Origin of the sequence: Streptomyces sp. NPDC101160 (genome assembly GCF_044768205.1) — a bacterium.
In the GTDB taxonomy this organism is placed as follows: domain Bacteria; phylum Actinomycetota; class Actinomycetes; order Streptomycetales; family Streptomycetaceae; genus Streptomyces.
Genome location: NZ_JBIWPJ010000003.1, coordinates 37705 through 61384 on the forward strand (window position 1 = coordinate 37705; position 23680 = coordinate 61384).

General features: G+C 73.4%; 19 protein-coding genes. 13 read left to right on the forward strand and 6 right to left on the reverse strand.

Annotation, left to right across the window (positions count from 1 at the left end):
- Nucleotides 1–65 precede the first annotated feature (65 nt).
- Both ACIRSU_RS09630 and ACIRSU_RS09635 read left to right on the forward strand, forming a co-directional pair.
- Nucleotides 66–743, forward strand: a complete 678-nt coding sequence (locus tag ACIRSU_RS09630) for a DedA family protein (protein ID WP_403790311.1) — start codon at nt 66–68, stop codon at nt 741–743.
- A gap of 63 nt (nt 744–806) precedes the next feature.
- A complete protein-coding gene (locus ACIRSU_RS09635; protein ID WP_403791456.1) occupies nt 807–1460 on the forward strand; it encodes a phosphatase PAP2 family protein in 654 nt (217 codons plus the stop codon).
- Here ACIRSU_RS09635 and ACIRSU_RS09640 read toward each other — a convergent pair.
- Nucleotides 1417–1635 carry a twin-arginine translocase TatA/TatE family subunit gene (locus ACIRSU_RS09640; protein ID WP_403790313.1) on the reverse strand — a complete coding sequence of 73 codons (219 nt, stop codon included), beginning with the start codon at nt 1633–1635 and terminating at the stop codon, nt 1417–1419. The genes ACIRSU_RS09635 and ACIRSU_RS09640 overlap by 44 nt on opposite strands.
- 158 nt (nt 1636–1793) lie before the next feature.
- Between ACIRSU_RS09640 and ACIRSU_RS09645 the strand changes: the two genes are divergently transcribed.
- From ACIRSU_RS09645 to ACIRSU_RS09665, 5 genes are all read left to right on the forward strand, one after another.
- Entirely contained in the window at nt 1794–2570 is a 777-nt protein-coding gene (locus tag ACIRSU_RS09645; protein WP_403790315.1) for an HNH endonuclease family protein, read from the forward strand.
- A 222-nt stretch (nt 2571–2792) separates the two neighbouring features.
- On the forward strand, nt 2793–2924 hold the full coding sequence (locus tag ACIRSU_RS09650) for a class III lanthipeptide (RefSeq protein WP_403790317.1): 132 nt from the start codon (nt 2793–2795) through the stop codon (nt 2922–2924).
- 155 nt (nt 2925–3079) lie between these two features.
- Nucleotides 3080–3205, forward strand: a complete 126-nt coding sequence (locus tag ACIRSU_RS09655; RefSeq protein ID WP_403790319.1) for a class III lanthipeptide — start codon at nt 3080–3082, stop codon at nt 3203–3205.
- A gap of 94 nt (nt 3206–3299) precedes the next feature.
- Complete coding sequence (gene lanKC, locus ACIRSU_RS09660) at nt 3300–6068, forward strand: class III lanthionine synthetase LanKC (protein WP_403790320.1); 2769 nt, start codon at nt 3300–3302, stop codon at nt 6066–6068.
- Complete coding sequence (locus ACIRSU_RS09665; protein ID WP_403790322.1) at nt 6065–7639, forward strand: ATP-binding cassette domain-containing protein; 1575 nt, start codon at nt 6065–6067, stop codon at nt 7637–7639. Before lanKC ends, ACIRSU_RS09665 begins: the two co-directional genes overlap by 4 nt.
- Here ACIRSU_RS09665 and ACIRSU_RS09670 read toward each other — a convergent pair.
- From ACIRSU_RS09670 to ACIRSU_RS09680, 3 genes are all read right to left on the reverse strand, one after another.
- Nucleotides 7628–10636, reverse strand: a complete 3009-nt coding sequence (locus ACIRSU_RS09670; RefSeq protein WP_403790324.1) for an AAA family ATPase — start codon at nt 10634–10636, stop codon at nt 7628–7630. The genes ACIRSU_RS09665 and ACIRSU_RS09670 overlap by 12 nt on opposite strands.
- A 244-nt stretch (nt 10637–10880) precedes the next feature.
- A complete protein-coding gene (locus ACIRSU_RS09675; RefSeq protein ID WP_403790326.1) occupies nt 10881–11513 on the reverse strand; it encodes a response regulator in 633 nt (210 codons plus the stop codon).
- Nucleotides 11510–12700 carry an ATP-binding protein gene (locus tag ACIRSU_RS09680; protein WP_403790328.1) on the reverse strand — a complete coding sequence of 397 codons (1191 nt, stop codon included), beginning with the start codon at nt 12698–12700 and terminating at the stop codon, nt 11510–11512. The genes ACIRSU_RS09675 and ACIRSU_RS09680 overlap by 4 nt, the downstream gene beginning before the upstream one ends.
- Nucleotides 12701–12941: 241 nt before the next feature.
- Here ACIRSU_RS09680 and ACIRSU_RS09685 point away from each other — a divergent pair, with 241 nt between their 5' ends.
- A complete protein-coding gene (locus ACIRSU_RS09685; RefSeq protein WP_403790330.1) occupies nt 12942–14213 on the forward strand; it encodes a YncE family protein in 1272 nt (423 codons plus the stop codon).
- 93 nt (nt 14214–14306) lie between these two features.
- Here the strand turns inward: ACIRSU_RS09685 and ACIRSU_RS09690 are convergent, their stop codons facing one another.
- Both ACIRSU_RS09690 and ACIRSU_RS09695 read right to left on the reverse strand, forming a co-directional pair.
- A complete protein-coding gene (locus ACIRSU_RS09690; protein WP_403790332.1) occupies nt 14307–16379 on the reverse strand; it encodes a discoidin domain-containing protein in 2073 nt (690 codons plus the stop codon).
- 154 nt (nt 16380–16533) lie between these two features.
- The gene (locus ACIRSU_RS09695) at nt 16534–17136 is read right to left on the reverse strand and encodes a TetR/AcrR family transcriptional regulator (protein ID WP_403790334.1); all 603 of its coding nucleotides are present in this window, start codon (nt 17134–17136) and stop codon (nt 16534–16536) included.
- 234 nt (nt 17137–17370) lie between these two features.
- Here ACIRSU_RS09695 and ACIRSU_RS09700 point away from each other — a divergent pair, with 234 nt between their 5' ends.
- The 5 genes from ACIRSU_RS09700 (at nt 17371) to ACIRSU_RS09720 (ending at nt 23655) form a co-directional block, all read left to right on the forward strand.
- Nucleotides 17371–19713 carry a collagenase gene (locus tag ACIRSU_RS09700; RefSeq protein WP_403790336.1) on the forward strand — a complete coding sequence of 781 codons (2343 nt, stop codon included), beginning with the start codon at nt 17371–17373 and terminating at the stop codon, nt 19711–19713.
- Nucleotides 19714–19784: 71 nt separating this feature from the next.
- Complete coding sequence (locus tag ACIRSU_RS09705) at nt 19785–20948, forward strand: NAD(P)/FAD-dependent oxidoreductase (protein WP_403790337.1); 1164 nt, start codon at nt 19785–19787, stop codon at nt 20946–20948.
- On the forward strand, nt 20945–21256 hold the full coding sequence (locus tag ACIRSU_RS09710) for a (2Fe-2S)-binding protein (RefSeq protein WP_403790339.1): 312 nt from the start codon (nt 20945–20947) through the stop codon (nt 21254–21256). The genes ACIRSU_RS09705 and ACIRSU_RS09710 overlap by 4 nt, the downstream gene beginning before the upstream one ends.
- On the forward strand, nt 21237–22673 hold the full coding sequence (locus ACIRSU_RS09715; protein ID WP_403790340.1) for an NAD(P)/FAD-dependent oxidoreductase: 1437 nt from the start codon (nt 21237–21239) through the stop codon (nt 22671–22673). The genes ACIRSU_RS09710 and ACIRSU_RS09715 overlap by 20 nt, the downstream gene beginning before the upstream one ends.
- A 73-nt stretch (nt 22674–22746) precedes the next feature.
- Nucleotides 22747–23655: a dihydrodipicolinate synthase family protein gene (locus ACIRSU_RS09720; protein WP_403790342.1), complete on the forward strand. Its 909-nt coding sequence runs from the start codon at nt 22747–22749 to the stop codon at nt 23653–23655.
- The last annotated feature ends 25 nt before the right edge of the window (nt 23656–23680 follow it).

Consider the following 23680-nt stretch of genomic DNA (forward strand, 5'->3'; position numbering starts at 1 on the left):
CATGCCCGGCCGCCGTACCGCCAGAACCAGAACGACCGGATCGATCAGAACGAAGGGCCGAGCCGATGCCCCTGCCGCTCCTCGCCGCAGCACCACCGCTCACCGCGCTCGCGGTGAATCCGCTGGACGCGCACTCCCTGCTGGCCACCTTCGGCACGCTCGGCATCGCGTTCGTCCTGTTCGCCGAGACCGGCCTGCTCATCGGCTTCTTCCTGCCGGGCGACTCGCTCCTCTTCACCGCGGGGCTGCTCTGCGCGGGCTCCGCCACCGCGCCCGGCCACCTCTCGCTGCCGTGGGTGCTGCTCGCCGCCGTCACGGGCGCGCTCGCCGGGGCCCAGACCGGCTATCTCCTGGGCCGCCGCGCCGGACCGGCCCTGCTGGCCCGGACCCGATCCCGCAAGATCGCCGAGGGGGCGGCCAGAGCCGGCGAGATCCTGGAGCGGTACGGCCACGCGAAGGCGATCGTCCTCGCCCGCTTCCTGCCGATCGTGCGCACGGTGCTCAACCCGCTCGCCGGCGTCCTCGACGTCCCCGCCCGCACCTTCGCGCTCTGGCAGGTGCTCGGCGGGCTGCTGTGGACCGTCGGCGTGACCCTCGCCGGATACGGGCTCGGCGCGTCCGTGCCGAGCATCGACCGCTATCTGCTGCCCATCATCGCCCTGGTCGTCGTGGTCTCGCTGATTCCCGTCGTCCTGGAAGTGCGCCGGGCCCGCCGCACCCGCCGCGTCGAAGGGGGAGTCTGACCGGTGCTCCTCGTCACCCCCACGACCCCCGCGATTCCCGTGCCGCTCCCGGCCCTCGCGCCCCTGGCGGCCCCCGCATCCGCGACCTCCCTCGACGGGAGCTCCTTCGACGGGGCCGGCATCGACGGGCCGGTGTACCTCGACGTCGTCCACGCGGCCCAGGCCGCACCCGGCTGGTTCGACCGGGCCGTCAGCGCCTACTCCGGCTACGGGCTCGCCGTCTTCGCCGCGCTCATGGTCTACGGCTGGTGGCGGGCGCGCGGCCGGGGCGACCAGGACTGGGCGGTGCGGGCGCTGGCCGCGCCCGTGCTCACGGTCCTGGCCTTCCTGGTGAGCGCCGCGCTGAAGCTGCAGGTGCGGGAGCTGCGGCCCTGTCAGTCGCTGCGCGTGGTCACCCTGGAGGCGTGCCCGGCGGCCGGCGACTGGTCGTTCCCGAGCAACCACGCCACCATCGCCGCCGCCGCGGCGGTCGCCCTGTGGTTCGTCTCGGCCCGGCTCGGGCTGGTCGCGAGCGTCTGCGCGCTCGCGATGGCCGCCTCACGCGTATGGGTGGGCGCCCACTACCCGCACGACGTCGCCGCCGGACTCGCCGTCGGCGCCGCGGTGGCGGTGTCGCTGGGGCTGCTCGTCCGGGGCTTCGCCCCGGCCCTGGCCGGTCTGATTCCGGGCCCGGTCAGGACGTTCGCTCTGGGCCCTGCCCGGGAGGCGTCGGCCTGACCTGGTAGGTGGCCCGGGGCTCGGCGTCCGCCGCGTCGTCCTTCATCGCCCGGGCCTCGCTCTTGAGGATGCGCGCCGACTTGCCCGCGCTGCGGGCGAGATCCGGCAGCTTCCTCGCGCCGAGCACCACGATGGCGATGATCAGCAGAATCGCCAGCTCGCTCAAACCGAACACGTCAGTCCTCCCACCCCTCGTCGCCCACGCCGAGTGAGCGCGCGCCGCGGTTTCTTCTACGGGACTGTAGAGCATCCCTGGTCCTCGCCGCCTTCCCCTGTCGTCGAACAGGTACGCTGCCGCGCGTAGCAGCGTAAACGGAGGGGACGATTCAGCTCATGCGGCGTCAGAAGAGCAGGTACATAACGGCATTGATCGCGGCGGCGCTGCTCGCCGTCACCGGATGCGCGGGACAGGGCGACGGCTCGCCGGGGCCGGACGCCAAGGGGAAGCCTTCCCGCACGGCCGGACCCGCACGTACGGGCGGCGCGACCCCCGGCGGCGAACCCACCGGCGCGCCCACCGGAGCTCCCGGCGGCGGTGCGTCGGCCGGCGACGGCAAGCTCCCCGGCATGCCGACCGCCGCGCGGGCCCGCACCCTGCTCGCCGGCCTGAAGGTGGCCCCGCAGGGCTCCATGACCGGCTACAGCCGTGACAGGTTCCCGCACTGGGCCGAGCAGGGCGACAGCTGCAACACCCGCGAGACCGTCCTCGCGCGCGACGGCAAGGACGTCAAGCGCGACGCCGAGTGCCGCGCCGTCTCCGGCACCTGGGTCAGCGCCTACGACGGCAAGACCTTCCGCAAGGCGTCCGGTCTGGACATCGACCACACCGTGCCGCTGGCCAACGCCTGGCGCTCCGGCGCGAGCGGCTGGACCACGGAGAAGCGCAGGGCGTTCGCCAACGACCTCACCCACCCCCAGCTCCTGTCCGTCTCGGCGGTGTCCAACCGGTCCAAGGGCGACCAGGGGCCCGACGCATGGCAGCCGCCGCTGAAGTCGGACTGGTGCGCCTACGGCCGGGCCTGGACCTCGGTGAAGTCCACCTACGGCCTGACGGTGACCGCCGCCGAGAAGACGATGCTCGGAAAGATGCTGGACAGCTGCGGCTCCTGACCGCATGGACCGGATCCGGCTGACCGGAATCGGCCCGTTCAAACACCACCATTCGCGCCGCCCCCGGGGACCTCTTTCCTGGGGGCGGCCGCCGCGCATTATGGGGGCTGATCTCCCATGTGCGAGTGGATCGCGCCGAGTTGACTGGCGTATGCCGAACGGCGGGCCACACCGGCAGGCCGGCCGGCACCGATATCCACTCGTATCGAAAGGAGATGACTCATGAGCAGCGTTCTGAAGCTCCAGAGCATCGAGGCGACCGCCTCCACCAACAGCGCGGCTGTCGTCAGCCTCACCAGCTCCGGCAGCCGTTGCTGCGGCGCCGACGAGGAGAAGCCGCCGTCGGGCCAGTAACCACCGACGGTGATCCGCGCGGGGGCGTTCACGGACGCCCCCGCGCGGATCCCGTGCGTCCGCGCCGACCACAAAGGCTGTCGCGTGCCGAACGGCAGGCCCGACCGGCGGGCCGACCGGCACCGTTTTCCACTCGCATCCGAAGGAGACGGCTCATGAGCAGCGTCCTGAAGCTCCAGAACATCGAGGCGACTGTCTCCACCATCGCCGGCGTCACCAGCTGCACCAGCTCCGCCAGCAGCTGCTGCAACAGGGACGACAGCGAGCCGCAGCCGGAGTAGTAACCCGGCGGAGATCCGCGCGGGGGCGCACACCGGCGCCGCCGCGCGGATCCCGGGCGTCCACACCGACCACAAGGGCTGAACAGAGGCTGAGATGCGCAACGAACGATGGGTCAACCGCTTCCTCTTCGCGTGGAACAACACGCTGTCCTTCGACCCGCTCGACGTCCACTACGTCCCGCGGGAGGACAACTTCCTCGCCGGGCTGGACGAGCGGATCCGGGCGCGGTTCACGCGCAGCGGCATCTGGTGGAGCCACCGGCTCGACCCGGAGCTGCCGGCGCAGGGCTGGAAGATCCACGTGTCCGCGACCCATCGCACCGTGCGCGAGACCGCCGCGACCGTCATCGGCTATCTCACCGAGCACGAGATCGACTTCAAGATCGCCCTCGACCTCAACATCTTCGAGATGCTCAACTCCAAGGGCATGCACCGGGGAAGCGGCGGCAAGCTCGTCACGATCTACCCGCGCGACGAGGACCGCTTCAGGACGGTCCTCGCCGACCTCGCCCGGCTCCTGGAGGGCGCGGAGGGCGCGTACGTCCTCTCCGACCTGCGCTACCGCGACAGCAAGGCGCTGTACTTCCGCTACGGCCAGTTCCTCTCCACCCACACCGTCGACGCCCTCGGCCGGCGCGTCCCGCACATCACCGGCCCCGACGGCGCGCCCGTCCCCGACAGCCGGCGGCCCGGCCAGGCCCACCCGGACTGGGTGGCGTGGCCGTTCGACGACTGGAAGCCCGAGGACTACGACGACGAGGACGGCGACGGGCTGCTCGGCGGGCGCTTCCGGGTGACCGGGGCCATCCAGTTCTCCAACGCCGGCGGCGTCTACACCGCCGAGGACACCGCCGACGGCGACCGCAAGGTGGTCCTCAAGGAGGCCCGCCCGCACACCAACCCCAACCCGCGCCAGGACCACGACGCCCTCGACATCCTCGACCGCGAGTGGACCTTCCTGAAGCGGCTCGACGGCACCGGCCGCTTCCCCGTCCCGATCAAGAAGTTCCAGCACTGGGAACACCACTTCATCGCCGAGGAGTTCATCGACGGCACCGACATCCGCTCGGTGCTCCTGGAGCGCAACCCGCTGGCCCGGCCCGGCTTCGACGTCGAGAAGTCCAAGGAGTTCCTGCGGATCTACCTCGCCGTCTTCCGCAGCCTCGCCCGCGCCGTGCGGGCCGCCCACGAGCGCGATGTCATCCTCGGCGACCTCACCGCCGCCAACCTGCTCATCGACGCCGACACCTACGAGGTGACGGTTGTCGACCTGGAGGCCTGCCGGCTCGCCGACACCTCCGCCGAGCGTGGCGAGGAGGGCCTGGACCGGCCCGTCGAGCTCTTCACCCCCGGATTCAGCCTGTCCAAGCACACCTACCGGGTCCACGGCTTCGAGGGCGACTTCTACGCGCTCGCCACCACCATGGCCTACTTCGTCTTCCCCATCGCCGCCATGTCGTACCTGCGCGAGAACGTCCTCGACACCTACCGCCTCTACTTCGACGGTCTCGGCTGGCCGCCCCGCGTCCACGAGCTGATCACCGACCTCGCCGCCGCCCGCATCACCCCGACCGATGTCATCGAGGCACTGGCGGACGACCAGTCCCTCATCGACCAGGTACGGACCCCGAGCCCCCGGACCGTCGACCCCGCCGCGCTGGTACGGGCCGAGGCCGGCGTCGCGGCCTTCGCCGCCGCCGTCGCCGACACCTCACGCGCCACGCTCTTCCCCGTCGACCCGTTCGCGCACGTCACCAACCCGCTCAGTCTCGGCTTCGGCGCGAGCGGCGTGCTGTGGTCGCTGCACGCCTCCGGCCGGCCCGTACGCCCCGAGTGGCGCGAGTGGCTGCGCGAGCGGCTGGCCGGAATCGATCTGGGCGCCTACCCGGACGGCCTGATGAGCGGACTCGCCGGCATCGCCTGGGCCGCCGACACCCTCGGCCTGCGCGCCGAGGCCAGGGAGCTGCTCGCGCACGCCAACCGGCGTGCCCACGCGCCCGGCGCGAAGCCCGACCACACCCTCTACTACGGGCTCGCCGGGCTCGGCATGACCAATCTCCGCTTCCACCTCCACGGCGGCCGGGACTCCGACGGCGTCGACCACCTCGCCGCGGCCCGGGCGTGCGCGCAGGTGCTGTGCGACACCGCGCGGCGCGAGGACGGGCACGCCTACTGGCTCAACTCCTTCTCGCCGGAACGGCCGCTGACCGGCCTCGGCTTCGGGCAGGCCGGCGTGGCGCTGTTCCTGCTGCGGATGAGTCAGATCACCGGCGAGAAGCGGTACCGGCGGCTCGGCCGCGAGGCGCTCGCCTGGGAGATGGACCACGCCAGGCCCATCGACGACGAGGGCGGGCCGATCATGTTCGATCACGAGGGCACCATGGAGCCCTACGTCGAGGTCGGCTCGGCGGGCGTCGCGCAGGTCCTGCTGCGCTACGGCGACCTGGACGCCGCCCGGGAGGTGCTGCGCGGCCTGGACGTGGGCCACTCCGTGCTGCCCGGCTACTGCTTCGGCATGAGCGGCATCGCCGACGCCCTGATGGACGCCGCCGAGTTCACCGGCGACCCCGGTTATCGCGACACCGCCCTGCGCCAGCTCGACTACGTCCGCCGGGTCTTCCTCTTCGAGCCCGCCGAGCGCTTCCGCGTGCCCGTCGGCGAGGGTCCCACCCCGCTCGGCGTGCCCGGCGAGGGCCTGCTGCGCTGCTCCACCGACTACCTCACCGGCTCGGCGGGCGTGCTGCGGGTGCTGAACCGCGCCAACCACGGCGGACGGCCCGACTTCTTCCTCGACGAGCTCGGCTGGGCCGACGGGGCTGACGGGGCCGACCGCGCCGACCGGGTCCGCGGGGTGGCCCGGTGAACCAGCTCTGGCGCACCCTGCACGGCCACCGCGCCCCGTACATCGCCATCGTCGCGGCCGGGGCCGCCAGCGCCGGCATCGAGGCCCTGGTCCACCCGTTGCTGCTCAAGGCCCTGTTCGACCAGGCGATCATGACCGCCGACTTCCGCCGGTTCGCCTTCCTCGGCGGCTGCTACCTGGCGCTCGGGCTCGCCCTCAACCTCACCGGCTACGCGATCGCCTGCTGGCGCAAACGCTTCGAGAACGGCGTCGTCCTCGCCCTGGAGACCGAACTCCTCGCCCGCACCCTCGGCCTCGACGGGCGCCGGCACGCCGAGACCGGCCACGCCTCCTACGTCAGCCGCATCCACAACGATGTCCGCGAGGGCGTCCTGCCGGCGATCGACGTGGCCGTCCGCATCGCCCGCCAGGCCGTCTCCTCCACCGTGTTCCTCGGCGTGCTGCTCTACCTGTCCTGGCAGGCCAGCCTGATCCTGCTGGTGATCGTGCCGCCGCTGGTGCTCGTCAGCAACCGGCTCGCCAAGCGCATCGCCAAGAACACCGAGGCCGAGCGCGAGGCCGAGGCACGCTACGTCAACACCCTCACCCGTACCCTCGAAGCCTTCCACGCCCTGCGCGGCCTGTCCGCGCTGCTGCCCGGCACCCGCGCCGCCAACCGGGAGGCCCTCGGCGGCTTCCTCGGCATCACCTTCGCCAACTACCGCCTGGGACAGCGGCAGCGCACCCTCAGCGACCTCGTGATGAACCTGTCCGACACGGCGTCCATGGTGATCGGCGCGTTCTTCGTCTTCTCCGGGCGGATGTCCTTCGGCAGCTTCCTCGCCTTCGTCAACTCCCTGTGGCGGGCCGTCACCGGTCTGTTCGACCTGGTCAACATGATCCCGCAGACCCGCCGCAGCACCGCCGTCCTGCAGCGCATCGAGTCCCTGCGCGCCGCGCACCCGGCCCCGTACCACGAGGAGGGCGCGCTGGTACGGGTCCGCGGCGCGCGCATCCGGTACGGCTCCGCCGACGAGGCGGACGGCGCCGCGGGCGACGGCGGCGCGACCGTCGCGCTGCCCGACTTCGAGCTGCGGCCCCGCGAACACGCCCTGCTGCGCGGCCCCAACGGCTGTGGCAAGACCACCCTGCTGCACGTCGTCGCGGGCACCCTCGCCCCCGACACCGGCACGGTCACCCTGCCACCGCGCGTCGCCGCCCTCACCACCCCGGTCGACCTGCCGCCGCTGCCGGTACGCGAACTGGTCACCGACCCGGCGCTGCGCACCGCCCTCGACCTCGACGCCCTCGCCGGCCACCTGCCCTCCGACCTGTCCTCGGGCCAGCGCCAGCGCGTCGGCATCGGCGCCCTGCTCGCCGAGGACGCCGACGTCTACCTCGCCGACGAACCCTTCGCCAACCTCGACGACACCGGCCGCGCCCTGGTCCTGCGCCTGCTGCGCGAACGCACCGCGGGCCGCGCCCTGCTGGTCGTGCACCACGGCGACGAGGACCTCGACGCCGCCTTCGACCGGGTGGTGCACCTCGCTCCGCTCAGGGCGGCCGGGGCGGTCAGCGCGTCACGGGGCTGAATCCGCCACCAGCTCGCGGGCGGCCGAGGCGAACGCCTGCCGGTTGGGGTGGCCGGTCTTCTGCAGAAGGCTCGCCACGTGCTTCTCGACCGTGCGCGGCGAGATGTGCAGCCGGCCCGCGATGTCCTGGTTGCCGAACCGCTCCGCGAGCAGCCGTGCCACCTCGAACTCGCGCACCGTGATCCCGTGCCGCCGCAGCACCGCCGGCACCCGCTCGGTGCCCGAACGCCGCTGCCGCACCGACGCCCCCATACCGCGCAGCAGCGCCCGGCAGGCGCCCGCGACCGCCGCCAGGCCCGCGCCGTGGAAGTGCTCCTCGGCCTCGCGCAGCCAGTCGACCGGGGCGCCCCAGCCGTCCTCGTACGCCGCCCGCGCCACGAGCCGCAGCCCCAGATGCCGCGCCACGGGATACGGTTCCGCCGCGTCGAGCGCCGCCCGCGCGGCGCCCGTCGCCTCGTCCGGCCGGCCCTCCCGGCCGAGCAGCACCGCATGCGCGAGCCCGGTGAACGTCCGGTTCCAGTGCGCCCGGGCCGCGCCCGCCGCCACCGCGCCGTGCAGGGCCCGCCCTTCGGATCCCGCGGGGCTCGCGGCTCCTGGCGCGCCCTCCTCCGTAGCCCTTCGGGCACGGGAGGTGCCCCCCTGATCCGGCCCGGTCCAGAAGACGGGCCCCAGGTGCGGCCGCCCCATCCGCCCCGCGAGCACCCCGAGCAGCAGCGCCGGTCCGAACCGGCCGTGGTCGCCGGTCGTCGGGTTCTCCGTGTCGTACGCGACGGCCTGCGCGAACTCCCGTTCCGCGGCCTCGTGGTCCTCCTCCAGGAGCGAGCAGAACGCCCGCGCGAGCCCGTACTCGCGTGCGCGCACCCCGGGCGCCGCGTCGACCAGCGGCGCGAGGCGCGTCAGGGCCTCGCCCAGCTCGGGCCGCCGGCCCTGATGGGCCCAGCGCACGGCCTCCGTGAGCCGCCACAGCGCCTCGGCCCGGCCCAGGCCGTGCCGGGACGCCTCGGCGACGCCGTCGCGGATCAGCTCACCGGCCGCCGTGAAGTCCCCGCGTCTGATCCGGTCGAGCGCCAGGACGTGTCCCGTCTCGTGCACGACCGGCAGCAGCCCCGCCCCGGCCGCCTCCCGGCGGGCCTGCTCGACGGCGGCCGTCAGCCCGTCGGACCGCAGGGCGAGCCGGGCCAGACAGGCGTCGGCGGCGATGCGGAGCGGGCCGAGGCCGTGGGCGACGGCGAGGTCCCGGGCGCGTACGAACGCGTCCGCCGCGGCCTGTCCGTCCCGGTCCACGGTGAGCCGGCCGAGCGCGAGCAGCGCGCGCCCGGCGGCCTCGGGGAGTCCGGCGCCCAGCGCCGCTTCTGCCGCGCGGCGCGCGGACCCGGCGGCGGTCCGCAGCCGTTCGGGCGCGACCCGCCCCGGCTCCACGTGCGCGGCGGCCAGTTCCACGACGGCCGTGCGGTCGTCGGCGGCGCCGTCCCCGAGGAGCCAGCGCGCGACGTCCAGCTCCCGCACGGCTTGGGACGGGCGTCCGGCGAGCGCGTGCAGCTCGGCGAGCCGGGCGTGCAGGGTGGCGCGGAGCGGCTCCGGCAACGGAAGGGGAGCGGGCGGCGGGGCGGCCGGGCCGGTCGGGCGGGTCTCCGGGACGCTCGCCGGGGAGGCGCCCCCGGGGCCGGCCTGCTCGACGGCGAGCCGGTCCGCCACGCAGGCGGGGAGGACGTCGAGCCGGCCCGTCTGGAGCGCGGTGTCCAGGAGCCGGCCGAGGACGAGGGCGTGCGGCCCGGGCGCCGTGACCGGGTCGAGCAGATCATGGGCCCGGCGCAGCAGTTCCAGGGCGCGGCCGGGCCGGTTCTCGGCCGTCGCCCGGTCGGCGGCCTCGGCGTAGTGGTCGGCGGCCCGTTCCGGCTCGCCCGCCCGCTCGTGGAGTTCGGCGGCGTGCACGCACCACGCCCCGGGCAGCCCCGGGCGCAGTTCGGCGAGGGCCCGCGCCGCCCGCCGCGCGAGGCCGGTCCGCTCGCCCGGCGCGAGGCCCTCGCGGACGGCCCGGGCGGCCAGCGGCGGGTGGAAGGCGTACCACTCGGGCTCCGCCGGGTCCGGCACGAGCAGCGAGGCGTCGACCGCGGCACCGAGCACCGCCGCGATCTCGCCGTCCGCGCGGCCGGTCGCATGCGCTAAGACGGTCACGGGGAACCGCTCCCCGAACAGGGCGGCAAGGCCCAGGACTTCGCCGCCGAGCGCGCCGAGCCGGGCGGCCCGGCCGCGTACGCACTCCGCCACGGCGGCGGGCAGGGCGCCCTTCGGGGCCCGCGCCAGTTCCCGTGCGAAGAAGGGGATTCCGGCGCTGTCATGGAGCACCCGCCGCGCGGCGGCCGGGTCGTCTCCCGGCATCAGGTGCCGCACGTCATCCAGGGCCAGCGGAGTGGGTTCGATCGTGACGGCGGTCCCGTTCCGCCGCGCCCGGGTCACGAGCGCGGCGGCCGGCCCCGCCCGCTTCCCCGTGGTGAGCAGCAGCGCCACGGGCAGCGGGCCGAGGTGGTCCAGGAGGTACTCGACGACCGCGAGCGTGCCGGTGTCGGCCGCGTCCAGGTCGTGCAGGACGAGCAGGGACCCTCGTCCCCGGCCCGCGACGGCGAGCAGTCGAAGCACCGCCTCGGCGGCCACCAGTGGAGAGACGGCGGCGGCCCCGGTCCCCGCCGTGCCGTCCATCAGCCGGGCGAGCACCGGCCCGTACCGCCCCAACTCGGCCGGATCCGGGTCCTCTTCGTCCCGGCCCAGGGTCAACAGCGCCTCGGTCAGCGGGCGGTACGGCAGGCCGGACGCCGTTACCGTCGCGGCCCGGCCCCGGGCCGTCACCATGCCCGCCGTAGCGGCCGAGGCGAGCGCCTCGGCGGCGAGTCGGGTCTTGCCGCTGCCCGGCTCGCCGGTGACGACGAGCGCTCCGCCGCGCCCCGCGCGGGCGGCCGTGAGGAGGGCGGCGACGTGCCCCGACTCGGAACCCCGGCCCACGAGTTCCTCCCGCCCCCCGACGGGAGGGGGCACGCGGACCGGGGTGGTACAGGCGTACGGCTGGGTCATCTGCCTCTCCAGTGGTGGGGGAAGAGGAGGAGCCGGGCGGGCGGCGTCGAAGATGGTGGCGCCGCGCGGGGAGGCTGGGGGTGCCGCCGCGCGGTCGCCGTGGACGACGATACGAAGCGGGCCCCTGCCCCCTGCAGCCGTCCGTTTGGGGGGCTTGCGTGCCGGCCGGCCGGTGTCAGCCCCCGTCGAGGCTGTCCTCGCGCACCCGGCAGGCCAGGTCGATCTTGGTGTAGGCGGGGCGTCCGGCCTGCTGGTACTTGGCCTTGACCCGGTCGAGGTAGTCCTTCGCGGTGTGCACGGTGATGCCGGCCCGGCGGGCGGCGGACTTGAGGGTCATGCCGGACGCGTAGTCGAGCAGGATCTCCCGTTCGCGCGGCGAGAGCCGGGGCCGGGCCGGGCTGGTGTCGTGTGCGCAGGCGAAGGCGAGTTCGGGGGAGTGGGCGCCGCGCCCGGCCGCGATGTCCTTGACGGCGGCGACCAGTGTCGGCAGGTCGTTGTCCTTCGTCAGATAGCCGTCCGCGCCCGCCCGCAGCGCCTCGATGACCCGGGTCCGGTCGGGCACGGTGCTGATCACCAGGACCCGGCTGCCCGCGCGCAGCAGCCGCCGGATGTTGTCGGCCGGCTCGGAACCGTCCCGCAGGAGCAGGTCGAGCAGCACGATGCCGGGCGGCGCGGTGCCGGTCAGGTCGAGGAGTCCGCTGACGCTCGCGGCGGTCGCCACGAGCCGCAGTTCGGGCACCTGGCCGAGCCAGGACCGCATGCCGTCCAGGAGCATCCGGTCGTCGTCGACGACGGCGACGTCGATCACGCGGGCCACCTCAGCTCCACCCGTACGCCCTCGCCGGGAGCCGTGTCGACGACGGCCCGGCCGCCGACCTCGGCCATCCGGGAGTGCACCGAGCCGCGCAGGCCGAAGCCCGGCACGTAGTCCTCGGGGTCGAAGCCGGGGCCCCGGTCCACCACGGTGACGAGCAGTCCGCGGTCGCCGCTGCCGGCCGCGGTGAGATAGGCGTGGCCGGTGCCCGCGTGGCGCCGTACGTTGTTGAGCGCCTCGCGCGCGGCGTCGGCGAACGCCGCGGCCACCTCGGGCGGCACCGGGGGCAGTTCGTGGTACTGGGCGGTGACCCGCAGCCGCAGGCTCTCCGCGGAGCGGACGGCGTCCTCCAGGGCGGCGCCCAGCTCCGGGTGGTGGACCTCGTCGGCGGTCTGCTGGATGAGCCGGCGCAGATAGGCGGCCTCGCGGCCGCAGCGTTCCCTGACCTCGGGCGCGTTGGCGTCGATGCCGCCGCCGGCGAGCGTGGTCAGGGTGGCGAGCACGGTGTCGTGCAGCGCCCGGTGGTGGTCCAGGCGTTCGGCGTACCGCGCCTTCTGGTGCTCCGCGGCGAGGGCTCGCGCGTTGGCCTCGTCGAGCAGCCGCCCCTGGCGGCGCAGGTACCACCACATGATCGCGGTGATCGCCGCCGACGAGAGCAGCGAGTTGAGGTGTCCGCCGAGGACCGCGCGGCTCGCGCCCACCAGGTGGTAGCCCAGCAGATGGGTGACGACGAGCAGCGCGATCGCGGTGAGGGCCTGCCGCCGGGCGAGGACGATGGCGGCGAGGCCGCTCGCCGAGCCGCCGAGCAGCATCGCCCAGCCGATCGTCGGGGTCTCCCGGACCCCGCCCCACCCGTACAGGACGTACGGCAGCGCGCATCCGGTGACCAGCACGTCGGCCCACACGAGCCGCGGCTCGAACCAGCCGCGCCGCAGCGCCGTCCCGTACACGAGCAGGCTGAGCGCGAGCGCCGCCGCGAGGCACAGGTACTGCGCGGGGTGGCCGTCGCGGCGCTGCGCGACGGCGAGGACGCCGACCGTGAGATGACTGGCCCGGTAGAGGAGGGTGGTCAGGATCATGAAGGACTGCGCGCGCTGGAGGCCCGAGCCGACCCCCTTCCTCGGACGCAGCGCGCTCAGCCGCTGTATGGCCCCGCTCAGCCGTCGTGTCGACCCGCTCACCTTGTGCACCGTTCCCCCAGGAGTTTCCGCCGTCACGCATTGTGCCTCAGCGGGCACCCGCCGACAGGGCCGCTACCAGCCGTTTTGCGGACGGTGTGAAGGCGGTGTGCGGAAGCTGTGCCCGTGGGGCCGGCCGGGATGCGGGAGGGGCGCGGGAGGGGCGCGCCAAAGTCTTGCCGGTGTGACATGTCCATGGTTACCTCGGGTAAGCCCTCGTCAGGAGCCGGAAGAAGGAATCCCCATGCCCTCTCCCCGCCTGCGCCTCGGCGCAGCCCTCGCCGCCGGAATCGCCCTCGTCGCCGCGCTCGGCGGAACGCCGGCCACCGCCCGGCCGTTCGCCCGGCCCGTCACCACGGACGCCGACGGCGGACTGCGCGAGGTGATGTTCGTCGGCAACAACTGGGACGGCACCGCCGATGTCATCGAATCCCGGGGCAACTTCGGCCGCATCGGCCGGGTGAACGTGATCCCCGACCGGGAGGAGCGGCTCCGCGAGATCTACCTCGACCCGATCCGGCTGGGCTTCTTCCTCGGCGTCCGCAACGGACCGGGCGAGGGCCACGACCAGTTCGTCGACGACATGTACGCCACGCCCGACGGCACCGCCATGGTCGTGTCCCGGCCGAGCTTCGCCGACGTCGTCTCGATCGACCTGCGCACCGGCCGTATCAACTGGCGTTTCCCCGTGGCCGGTTACCGCTCCGACCACATGGCCGTCTCGCCCGACGGCACCCGCGTCGCCGTCTCCGCCTCCACCGCCGACACGGTGCACGTGCTCGACATCGTCACCGGCCGCCAGCTCGGCTCCTTCAAGACCGGCGCCAAGCCCCACGAGAACGTCTTCACCTCCGACGGCCTGCTGTGGAACATGTCCATCGGCGAGGTCACCACCGCCCTCGACGCGCCCTGGCTCGACTGGACCAAGGGCGACCGGAAGATCACCGTCGTCGACGCGGCCACCTTCCGGACCGTACGGGTCATCGACATGCGCGAGCGGCTCGACGCCTTCGGGCGCGGCGACCTCTCCGATGCCGTACGGCCCCTCGTCTTCACCCCCGACGAGAAGAAGATCTACTTCCAGGTCTCCTTCTTCAACGGATTCCTCGAGTACGACATCGCCACCGACCGCATCACCCGCCTGAAGACCCTCCCCGGCAACCCGGCCACCAACCCCGACCGCACCACCTGGGTCAACGACTCGCGCCACCACGGGCTCTCCATCAGCCCGGACGGCGGCAAGCTGTGCGTGGCCGGGACGATGGACGACTACGCGACCGTCGTCGACCGGGCCACCCTCCAGGAGGGCCCGCTGGTCGAGGCGAACAAGCCGTACTGGGCGACGGTCAGCGGCGACGGCAAGGACTGCGTCATCTCCGAGAGCGGCGCCGACCGGGTGACCGCGATCGACTTCGCCACCGGACGGCGGGTGGCCACCGTGGACGTCGGCGACCATCCGCAGCGGGTCCGCCTGGCCCGCGTGCCGGCCGACTGGACCGGCCCGGCGGCCGGCTGACCGCCTCCCCGCACCCGTATCCGCCCGCACACGACGAAGGGGCCTGCCGGACCGGCGTCCGGCAGGCCTCTCTCCGTGCGCGCGCTCAGCGGATCAGGAGCGGGTGACCTTCACCTCGTACAGCGAATAGCCCCAGCCGGTGCCCCGCCGCTCGCCGTGGATGCGGACGTAGCGGGCCGGCTGCGAGGCGAACTCGGCCGTGTCGTAGCCGCCGTCGCCGGAGTCGGTGGACCAAGCGGTCCGCCAGTTCGCGCCGTCGTCCGACAGCTCGATCCGGTACGCCCGCCCGTACGCCGTCTCCCAGTCCAGGGTGACCCGGCCGACCCGGCGCTCCGTGCCCAGGTCCACCTGCCACCACTGGTCGTCGTTCCACTCGCTGGCCCAGCGGGAGCCGGTGTCGCCGTCCACGGCGCGGCCGGGGGAGTAGTTCACGAACGGGTTCCACCACTCGCTCGTGGAGGCCGAAGTCGGCTGTCCCGACGCGAGGTCGACGCCCATCTCGTGCTTCTCGGTCTTCTTCCAGGTGGTCAGGTACGACTCGGCGCCCCGGGACAGCTCGTCCACGACGCCCGGGCCGCCCGGGGTGAGCCGGATCTGCTCGATCCAGTCCGGGACGAGCCCGTTGTGCGCACCGCCGTCGGTGTTGAAGTCCCAGGTGCGCTCACCGGTGACCTGACGGTCCAGGACCGATCCGCCGTCGAAGCTGCGGAAGGGGTACTTCACGGCGTTCGGGGCGTCCGCGCCGACCGGTGCCGGCCAGCCGCCGACCCCGTTCATGTCGGTGCCGTAGCCGAGCCCGACGCCGTACTTCCTGCGCAGGTCGGCCTTCTGGGCGGCCTCGCCGATGAAGCCCTGCGCGCCGGACATGTACTGGGCGACGAACCCGCCGAGCCCGTACACCCGGTCCGTCCAGTCCCGGTCCATCCAGCTGTGGCTGGAGATGACGCCCGGGTACTCCTCGGCCTCCAGCATGTCCAGGGCGCGGCTCGCGGCCTTGACGCTCATGTGGTCGAGCTCCAGCATCATGCCGCGCTGCATCATGCCCTTCACGGCGTACTCGCCGAGCCTGGTCAGCCCCCGCTTGTTGCACTGGGCGTCGGAGGCGTACGACGGGACGGTCACCCCGGCCGGCAGCTTCTCCGCCAGCGCGGGCAGGACGGTGGCCAGGCCGATCGGGTTGTCGTGCTGCGGGCCCGCGCACTTCTCGGTGGCCCAGAAGGTGCCGGTCGACAGGAACTGGCCGATGTTCACGGCGACACCGGTCGTGCCGCTGTCGAAGCGGACACCGCACAGCGCGTTGTCGAACTTGTGGCACAGGAACATGCTGCGCACGCCGAGCCCGTACAGCTCGTCCAGGCCCTTGTCGATGTCGGCCTGCGAGCACTGGGGGACGTCCAGGATCATCTTGCAGCCGAACGGCTCGGAGGTCTCCACGCCCAGGACCACCGCGAGCTTGCCCTGCTCGATCACCGAGCGGGCCTGCGCCGAGTCGGTGACGATGCGGAACCAGCCCTTGCCCGGGCCGCCGTACATCCTGTCGACGTAGTCCTGCAGCTCGTAGCTCTTGCGGGCCTCGACCCGGATGGCGTCCATCTCGTCACAGCCGCGGTCGCGCGGCAGGAGCGAGCAGATCAGGCCGTTGGTCACCAGGTCGTTGACCAGGACCCGCTGACCGCCGCGCCAGGCCCGCTCGACCCACGCGTAGTAGTTCTGCTGGTGGCTCAGCGACTTGTAGGCCGGCCAGTCCTTGAAGGTGGGCCAGCCGACCGGGTCGTGGTGGCCGTTGTCGCCGCCGGTCAGATGCTCGAAGAGCGCGCCGGAGCCGTCCGGGTAGTGCTCCGGGCAGTCCTTGAGCGCGTCGGCCGCGCCGGCCTCGGAGAAGGTCTGGCCGCAGATCATGCGGCCGCCGAAGCCCTCGTTGGACATCAGGTGGTTGTGCGCGTCGATGAAGCCGCGCACCTTGCCCTGGGCGTCGGTCCCCTTGAACGGGGCGCCCGTGACGTTGATCTGCGAGTCGGGGGCCGGCCGGGCGGTCGGCTCCCACCAGTTGCCACCGGTGTCGGCGGCGGGGACCGGCCCCGCGCCGAAGACGACGGTGGCCAGGGCGATGAAGAGGGACACCAGGGCGAACCGGCCGCCCGCCCCGCGTCGTGATGGTCGAATCATGGTCAGCGATGCCTTCGGTCGGGGGATACCGGGCTGCGAGCCGCCTGTGGTGTTTCTGTGGGTAACAGGCGGCTCGGGCCGAGGATCGCGGCGATCGCCTAGTGAGTCAAGAGTCCGGGTCAAATGACCTGTTGATGGAGCGTCAGGGTCCGGATCAGCCCTCGGTGCCCTCGATGAGGGCGACGAACTGGTCGGCGGTCGTGTCGAGCAGCGCCTCGGCCGCCCGCTCGTCGCCGAGCACCAGGTACTGCAGCGTCAGCCCGTCGATCACCGCCGCGAGCAGCCGCGCGAGCAGCTCCACCGGCGCCTTCGGCACCACCCCGCGCGCCGCGCACACCTGCTCCACCAGCGTCGTCGCGGACGCCACGTACTGCGCGTACTGCGCCCGCGCCAGATGCTCGAACCCGTCCTCACGCAGCGCGTACTGGGTGAGCTCGTACGTCAGCATGTGCTCGGCCGGGTGCGCCGTCACGTGCTCCCAGTACGACCCGAGCGCCGCCCGCACCGTGTCCCGCAGTGTCCCCTTCGGCTCGACCGCGGACATCACCCGGGCCACGTAGCTCCCGGTGATCGACTCGATCGCCGCCTCCAGAAGCGCCTGCTTGGAGTCGAAGCAGTAGTGGAACACGCTCAGCGACACCCCGGCCTCGGCGCAGATCGCGCGCGTCGTGGCGCGCCCCACCCCGTCCCTGGCCATGACCCGGACGGCGGCCTCGACCAGCTGACGGCGTCGTTCGGCCGACGGCATCCGCGCCATGCTCTCTCCTCGGGTCGCGATCAGGCGCGGTCAGGTTAACCGTCCGCGGGCGAACCGACCCCTCGCCGGACGGCCCGCCACCACGGCTCGCGTAACTGATCGGTGCACAACCCTTGTCAGTGCAATTTCACATTACTATTTTACTCCTCACGCGCTGACGGCTCACAAACCGTCAACTCCCGTGAGAGCCAAGGGAGTCGACCGCGCGCAATCCCCCACGAGGAGCTCAGAACCGTGCGTAGATCCCTGCTCGCCACCGCCATAGCGGCGACCCTCGTCGCCTCCGCCGCGCAGGTCACGGCCCAGGCCGCCGAGCGTCCCGCCCCCACCCGGGTCCAGGCGCCCGCCACGTTCGCGCCGATGGCGCCGACCGGCACCAACCCCTTCGACGAGGTCGACCGGCTCGCCACCGCGACCCCCGCCAAGCCCGCCCCGGCCCCCGCCCCCGGCGGCACGAACGCCAAGCCCCGCGTCCCCGGACCCGTCAAGGCGCAGGCCGCGACGGCCAAGCGGAGCACCGCACCGGCCCCCTCGACGCTCGCCACCGGCGTCCCCTGCACCCTCGACGGCATCACGGCCCTCACGCCCGAGCAGTTCGCGGACTTCCTGGCCGACCCCGCCGTCACCGCCGACGGCTGCCTCCGCACGCTCATCTGGACCTGGGACGCCCGCCTCGCACCCGTCATGTCCGACGCCCACGTGCAGGCCGTGTCCCACCGCATATCCGCGCTCGCCGCGAGCCACGACGGCCGCAACACCACCCACCTGGAGGAGATGTTCACCTACCTCCACGCGGTCGCCTACCACGACTACTCGCGCTCCGAGATCGACATCACCGACGCGCCGACCGTCGACGCCATGCGCCGCGCCATCGCCGACTTCGCCGGCGCGGCCCACACCTTCGACGTCACCGCCAGCAACGCCCGCACCCTGCGCGAGGCCCTCTACGCCGCCAGCGCCCCCGGCCTGCGCCAGTACCAGCTCGGCACCGTCGTCAAGGTGCTCGCCACCATGGACGCCGCGCACACCGCCACCAACCGGGACGCCGCCTGGGGCGGCGCCGCCCTCGCCGCGCTCTCGGTCAACTACCTGGGCGTCTACCCGGGCAACCAGGACGCCGCCTTCCAGGCCGCGGCCAAGGCCGACCCCGCCTACCGGGCCACGTTCAAGGCCTTCGCCGGCTACACCCACCTCAAGGGCACGGCCAACGCCTGGGTGGTGCGCGACGCGCTCTCCGAGTACGGCCGCTTCGGCCAGATCGACGGACTCAAGGACGGCATCGCCGCGGACCTCGGCGGCCTCCTCGGCACCGTCGAGTCGAACTTCGGTTACGGCAGCGAGCCGTGGGCCAAGGTCGTCACCTGGCTCGACTTCTACGGCGCCTGCGCGCCGTACAACGTCTGCAAGGCCGACATCGAGAAGCGCCTCTTCCCCAACACGTACACGTACGACAACGGCGGCATCAAGGTCCGCACCGCCCTCGACCGGGCCACCGTCGACCAGCTCTACTACGCGAGCAAGCAGGTCAAGGCGCAGTTCCACCGGGTGCTCGGCACCGACCAGCCGCTGGCCGGCGACCCCAACAGCACCCTCAACATCGTGCTCTACGCCTCCCGCGCCGACTACGAGGTCTATCACCCGCTGCTCACCGGCTACTCCACCAACAACGGCGGCATCTACATCGAGAACGGCGCCACCTTCTACACGTACCAGCGGCGCGTCCCGCAGGACTCCAGCCTCACCCTCGAAGAGCTGTTCCGGCACGAGTACACCCACTACCTCAACGGCCGCTGGGCGGTCCCGGGCTTCTTCGGCGAGGGCCCCTGGTACCAGGGCGACCGCACCACGGCCATGGACGAGGGCACGGCCGAGTTCTTCGACGGCGCCACCCGCGACAACGGCATCGCCGTCCGCAAGTCGCTGGTCCGCGGCATCATCAACGACACGGCTGGCGGCGGCCCGCGGATGAACGTGCGCCAGCTGCTGCACGCCACCTACGACGGCGACGGCTTCCGCTTCTACAACTACGCGGGCACGTTCTTCGAGTTCCTGTGGACCGAACGCCCGGGCCTGCTGCGCGAGATGTACACCCACATCCGCGCGAACGACGTCGCCGGGTTCGACGCCTGGCGCGACCGCCTCGGCGCCGACGCGGGCCTCCAGGCCGCCTACGACCGCTTCCTGGACGCGCAGATCGCCCAGGTCGACCGCCTGTACGTGCCGAACACCACGTTCACGCCCAACGACCAGCTCACGTACTCCACCGTGGCGGGGGTGCGGACCGCCTTCGCCGGGGCCACGTACAGCAACCCGGACTGCGTCGAGAACGGCGACACCGGCAAGCGGCGCTTCATCTGCACCGGACGCATCACGGCCAACCTGACGAACTGGAGCAGCGACGACCAGAACTTCAAGGACATGTCCGAGACGGTCGACTACTTCATCCTCGACCGCGCCGCGGAGTCCCGCCTGAACAACCTGGCCGACATGAACTGCAGCTTCGGACCGGTCGACATCTGGTCCAACCACGCCGCCGGCACGTCGAGCTACCGCTGCGAGGGCCCGCTCCGCAGCTGACCGCCCCTCAGGTTCCTGCCCAGGCCCGTGAGGGCCTGGGCACCGTCAAAAGAATGTGACATATTACTGCCGTGCCCAAGAGACACTCCCTGGACGCCGTGATCATCGGTGCCGGCGTCGTCGGAGCCGCCTGCGCGTACTACGCGGCCCGCTCCGGCCTCTCCGTCGCCGTCGTCGACCGCGGTCCCGTCGCGGGCGGCACCACGGGTGCCGGGGAAGGAAACCTGCTCGTCTCCGACAAGGAGGCGGGCCCCGAGCTCGACCTCGCGCTGCTGTCCACGAGACTCTGGCGCGAACTGTCCGACGCACTCCCGCCGGACATCGAGTACGAGCCGAAGGGTGGTCTCGTCGTGGCGCCCGACGAGACCACCCTGAAGGCGCTGCGCGCCTTCGCGGAGGGCCAGCGGACCGCGGGCGTCACCGCGACCGAGATCGAGCCGCAGCAACTCACCACCCTCGAACCGAACCTGGCCAGGGACCAGGCGGGAGCCTTCCTCTACCCGCAGGACGCCCAGGTCCAGCCGGCGAAGGCGGCGGCCCGACTGCTTGCCGCGGCCCGGATCCCCACGTATCTCGGCGAGGAGGTCACGCAGATCCTCCGCGACCCCTCCGGGGCCGTCCGGGGCGTCCGCACCCCGCGCCGCGAACTGCTCGCGCCCGCCGTCGTCAACGCGGCCGGCACCTGGGGCGGCGAGATCGCCCGCCTCGCGGGCACCCACCTCCCGGTCCTGCCCCGACGGGGCTTCGTCCTCGTGACGGAGCCGCTTCCCCGCGTCGTACGGCACAAGGTGTACGCGGCGGACTACATCGCCGACGTCGCCAGCGGGTCGGCGTCGCTGCAGTCCTCCGCGGTGGTCGAGGGAACGCCCGCCGGCCCGGTCCTGATCGGCGCGACCCGCGAACGCGTGGGCTTCGACCGCACGCTGTCCCGCGAGGCCCTGCGCCGCCTCGCCGCCCAGGCGGCCGCGCTCTTCCCGGTCCTGGCGGACGTCGACGTGATCCGGACCTACCACGGCTTCCGCCCGTACCTCCCGGACCACCTCCCGGCGATCGGCGCGGACCCCAGGGTCCCCGGCCTGCACCACGCGTGCGGCCACGAGGGCGCGGGCATCGGTCTGGCGCCGGCGACGGGAGCGCTGGTCGCGGCCGGGCTCGCGGGGGCGGAGCCACCCCTGGACACGACCCCGTTCCGCCCGGACCGCGCGTTCGAGACCCATGAAGGAGCCTCCCAGTGACGACCCCACGCGACCTCGTGGGCGGCGCCCCGCACCGCACGTACACACTCAGCTTCGACGATCGTGAACTCCCCGTCGCCGAGGGGCAGTCCATCGCCGCCGTGCTCTGGTCGGCCGGCATCGTCTCCTGGCGCACCACCCGCACCACCGGCGCGCCGCGCGGCGCGTTCTGCGGGATCGGCCAGTGCTACGACTGCCTCGTCACCGTCAACGGCCGTGCCAACCAGCGTGCCTGCCTCGTCCCGGCCCGCCCGGGCGACTCCGTCACCACCCAGGAGGGAACCGGCCGTGCCGCACTCGGCTGCTGAAACCGGGGCTGACCCCGCCGTCGATCCCGGCGCAGACCCCGTCGTCGATCCCGCCGTCGACCTCGCCGTCGTCGGCGCGGGCCCGGCTGGCCTGGCCGCCGCCGTGACGGCCGCCGACCTCGGCCTGCGGGTCGCCCTGCTGGACGCGGGCGCCCGCCCCGGGGGCCAGTTCTACCGGCACCCCGCGCCGGAACTGGGCGCGGCGCGCCCGCAGGCGCTGCACCACGAGTGGCGGGCCTTCACCTCCCGCGTACGGCGCCTCGACGCGCACCGGAAGGCGAAGCGCGTCACCTACCGTCCGTCCCACCAGGTGTGGGCCGTCACGCCCGAATCCAGCGGCGCCCTGACCGTCCACGCGCGCACGGACGAGGACGCCGCGACGGCCGTCACCGCCCGCGCCGTCCTCCTCGCCACCGGCGCCTACGAACGTCAACTCCCCTTTCCCGGATGGACGTTGCCCGGCGTGGTCGGCGCCGGGGGAGCGCAGGCCATGCTCAAGAGCGGCCTCGCGCTCCCGGGGCGCCGGATCGTCGTGGCCGGCAGCGGCCCGCTGCTGCTCGCGGTCGCCGCGTCCCTCGCGAGCGCGGGCGCGCGCGTCCCGGCCGTGGCCGAGGCGTCGGCGTACGGCGGCTACGCGCGCCACACCGGCACCCTGCTGCGCAACCCGGCCAAGCTCCTCGAAGGCGCCCGCTACGGCTCCGCGCTCGTGCGCCACCACACCCGCCTCCTCACCCGTCACGCCGTCGTCGAGGCGCACGGCTCCGACCGGGTCGAGGCCGTCACGGTCGCCCGGCTCGACCGGGAGTGGCGGCCGGTCCCGGGGACGGGGCGCCGCATCCCGTGCGACGCGGTGGCGGTGGGCCACGGACTGGTCCCGGAGCTGTCCCTCGCGACGGCGCTCGGCTGCGCGACCCGCACGGCCCCGGACGGCACGATCGCCCTGGAGCTCACCGAAGACCTGCGCACGTCGGTGCCGGGCGTCTGGTCGGCCGGCGAGACGGGCGGCATCGGTGGCGCGCAACTCGCCCTTGTCGAAGGCGAGTTGGCGGCGCACTCCATCGCCGGGCACACCGAGGTGTCCGACGCCCTGCGCCACCACCGTACGCGCCTGCGCGCCTTCGCCGACGCGATGGCCGCCGCGCACCGGCCCGGCGCGGGCTGGACGGACTGGGTGAGCGCCTCGACGGACGTGTGCCGGTGCGAGGAGGTGCCGGCGGCCCGTATCCGGGAGGCGGTCGACGAGCTGGGCGCACACGACGCACGCACCGTCAAACTGCTCACCCGCGCCGGCATGGGCTGGTGCCAGGGCCGGATGTGCGGCCCGGCGGTGGCGGCTCTCTCGGGCGACGGCCCGGCGCCCGACCGCAGGCCGTTCGCCTGCCCGGTACCGCTCCGCCACCTCGCGGACCTCCCGTAACCCACCCCGTTCGCGGTCTTGTGGCCGCCGTACGCCTGTCAGTAAAATGTCACACACTACAAAGGAGTTGTTGATGAGCGTCCCCACCTGGAGCACCACCCGTCCCTGGCGCGGCATCATGGTCGCCACCGCCCTCCCGCTGCGCGAGGACCTGTCCGTCGACTACGACGCCTACGCCGAGCACGTCCGCTGGCTGATCGACAACGGTTGCGACGGCGTCGTGCCCAACGGCTCCCTGGGCGAGTACCAGACCCTCACCGACGAGGAGCGCGCCCGCGTGGTCCGCACGGCCGTGGAGGCGGCCGGTGACGGGGCCCGGGTGATGCCCGGCGTCGCCGCCTACGGCAGCGCCGAATCCCGGCGCTGGGCCGAGCAGGCCGCCGAGGCGGGCGCGGGCTCGGTGCTGCTGCTGCCGCCGAACGCCTTCCGGGCCGACGAGAGCGCCGTGCTCGCGCACTACGCGGAGGTCGCCGGGGCCGGCCTGCCGGTCGTCGCGTACAACAACCCGATCGACACCAAGGTCGACCTCACCCCGGCCCTCCTCGCCCGGCTGCACTCCGCGGGCCACATCGTCGCCGTGAAGGAGTTCAGCGGCGACGTCCGCCGGGCCTACGAGATCGCCGAACTCGCCCCGGAGCTCGACCTGTTGATCGGCGCCGACGACGTCCTCCTGGAGCTGGCCCTCGCCGGGGCGGTGGGCTGGATCGCCGGTTACCCCAACGCCCTGCCCGCCTCCTGCGCCGAGCTGTACCGCGCCGCCGTCGCCGGGGACCTGGGCACCGCACTGCCGCTCTACAAGTCGCTCCACCCGCTGCTGCGTTGGGACTCCAAGACGGAGTTCGTGCAGGCGATCAAGTTGTCGATGGACATCGCCGGCCGCCCCGGCGGCGTCACCCGCCCGCCCCGCCATCCGCTGACCGGCGCGGCCGGGACCGCCGTGCGCTCGGCGACCGAGAAGGCCCTGGCCGACGGCCACCACTGACCGACCGGCCGGCCGACCCCACCGA

Excerpts from the sequence above, each read along its gene's own strand:
- ACIRSU_RS09655 (WP_403790319.1), top strand. The coding sequence starts at position 3,080 with ATGAGCAGCGTCCTGAAGCTCCAGAACATCGAGGCGACTGTCTCCACC.
- ACIRSU_RS09695 (WP_403790334.1), bottom strand. The coding sequence starts at position 17,136 with ATGGCGCGGATGCCGTCGGCCGAACGACGCCGTCAGCTGGTCGAGGCC.
- ACIRSU_RS09720 (WP_403790342.1), top strand. The coding sequence starts at position 22,747 with ATGAGCGTCCCCACCTGGAGCACCACCCGTCCCTGGCGCGGCATCATG.
- ACIRSU_RS09690 (WP_403790332.1), bottom strand. The coding sequence starts at position 16,379 with ATGATTCGACCATCACGACGCGGGGCGGGCGGCCGGTTCGCCCTGGTG.
- ACIRSU_RS09685 (WP_403790330.1), top strand. The coding sequence starts at position 12,942 with ATGCCCTCTCCCCGCCTGCGCCTCGGCGCAGCCCTCGCCGCCGGAATC.
- ACIRSU_RS09630 (WP_403790311.1), top strand. The coding sequence starts at position 66 with ATGCCCCTGCCGCTCCTCGCCGCAGCACCACCGCTCACCGCGCTCGCG.
- ACIRSU_RS09650 (WP_403790317.1), top strand. The coding sequence starts at position 2,793 with ATGAGCAGCGTTCTGAAGCTCCAGAGCATCGAGGCGACCGCCTCCACC.
- ACIRSU_RS09645 (WP_403790315.1), top strand. The coding sequence starts at position 1,794 with ATGCGGCGTCAGAAGAGCAGGTACATAACGGCATTGATCGCGGCGGCG.
- lanKC (WP_403790320.1), top strand. The coding sequence starts at position 3,300 with ATGCGCAACGAACGATGGGTCAACCGCTTCCTCTTCGCGTGGAACAAC.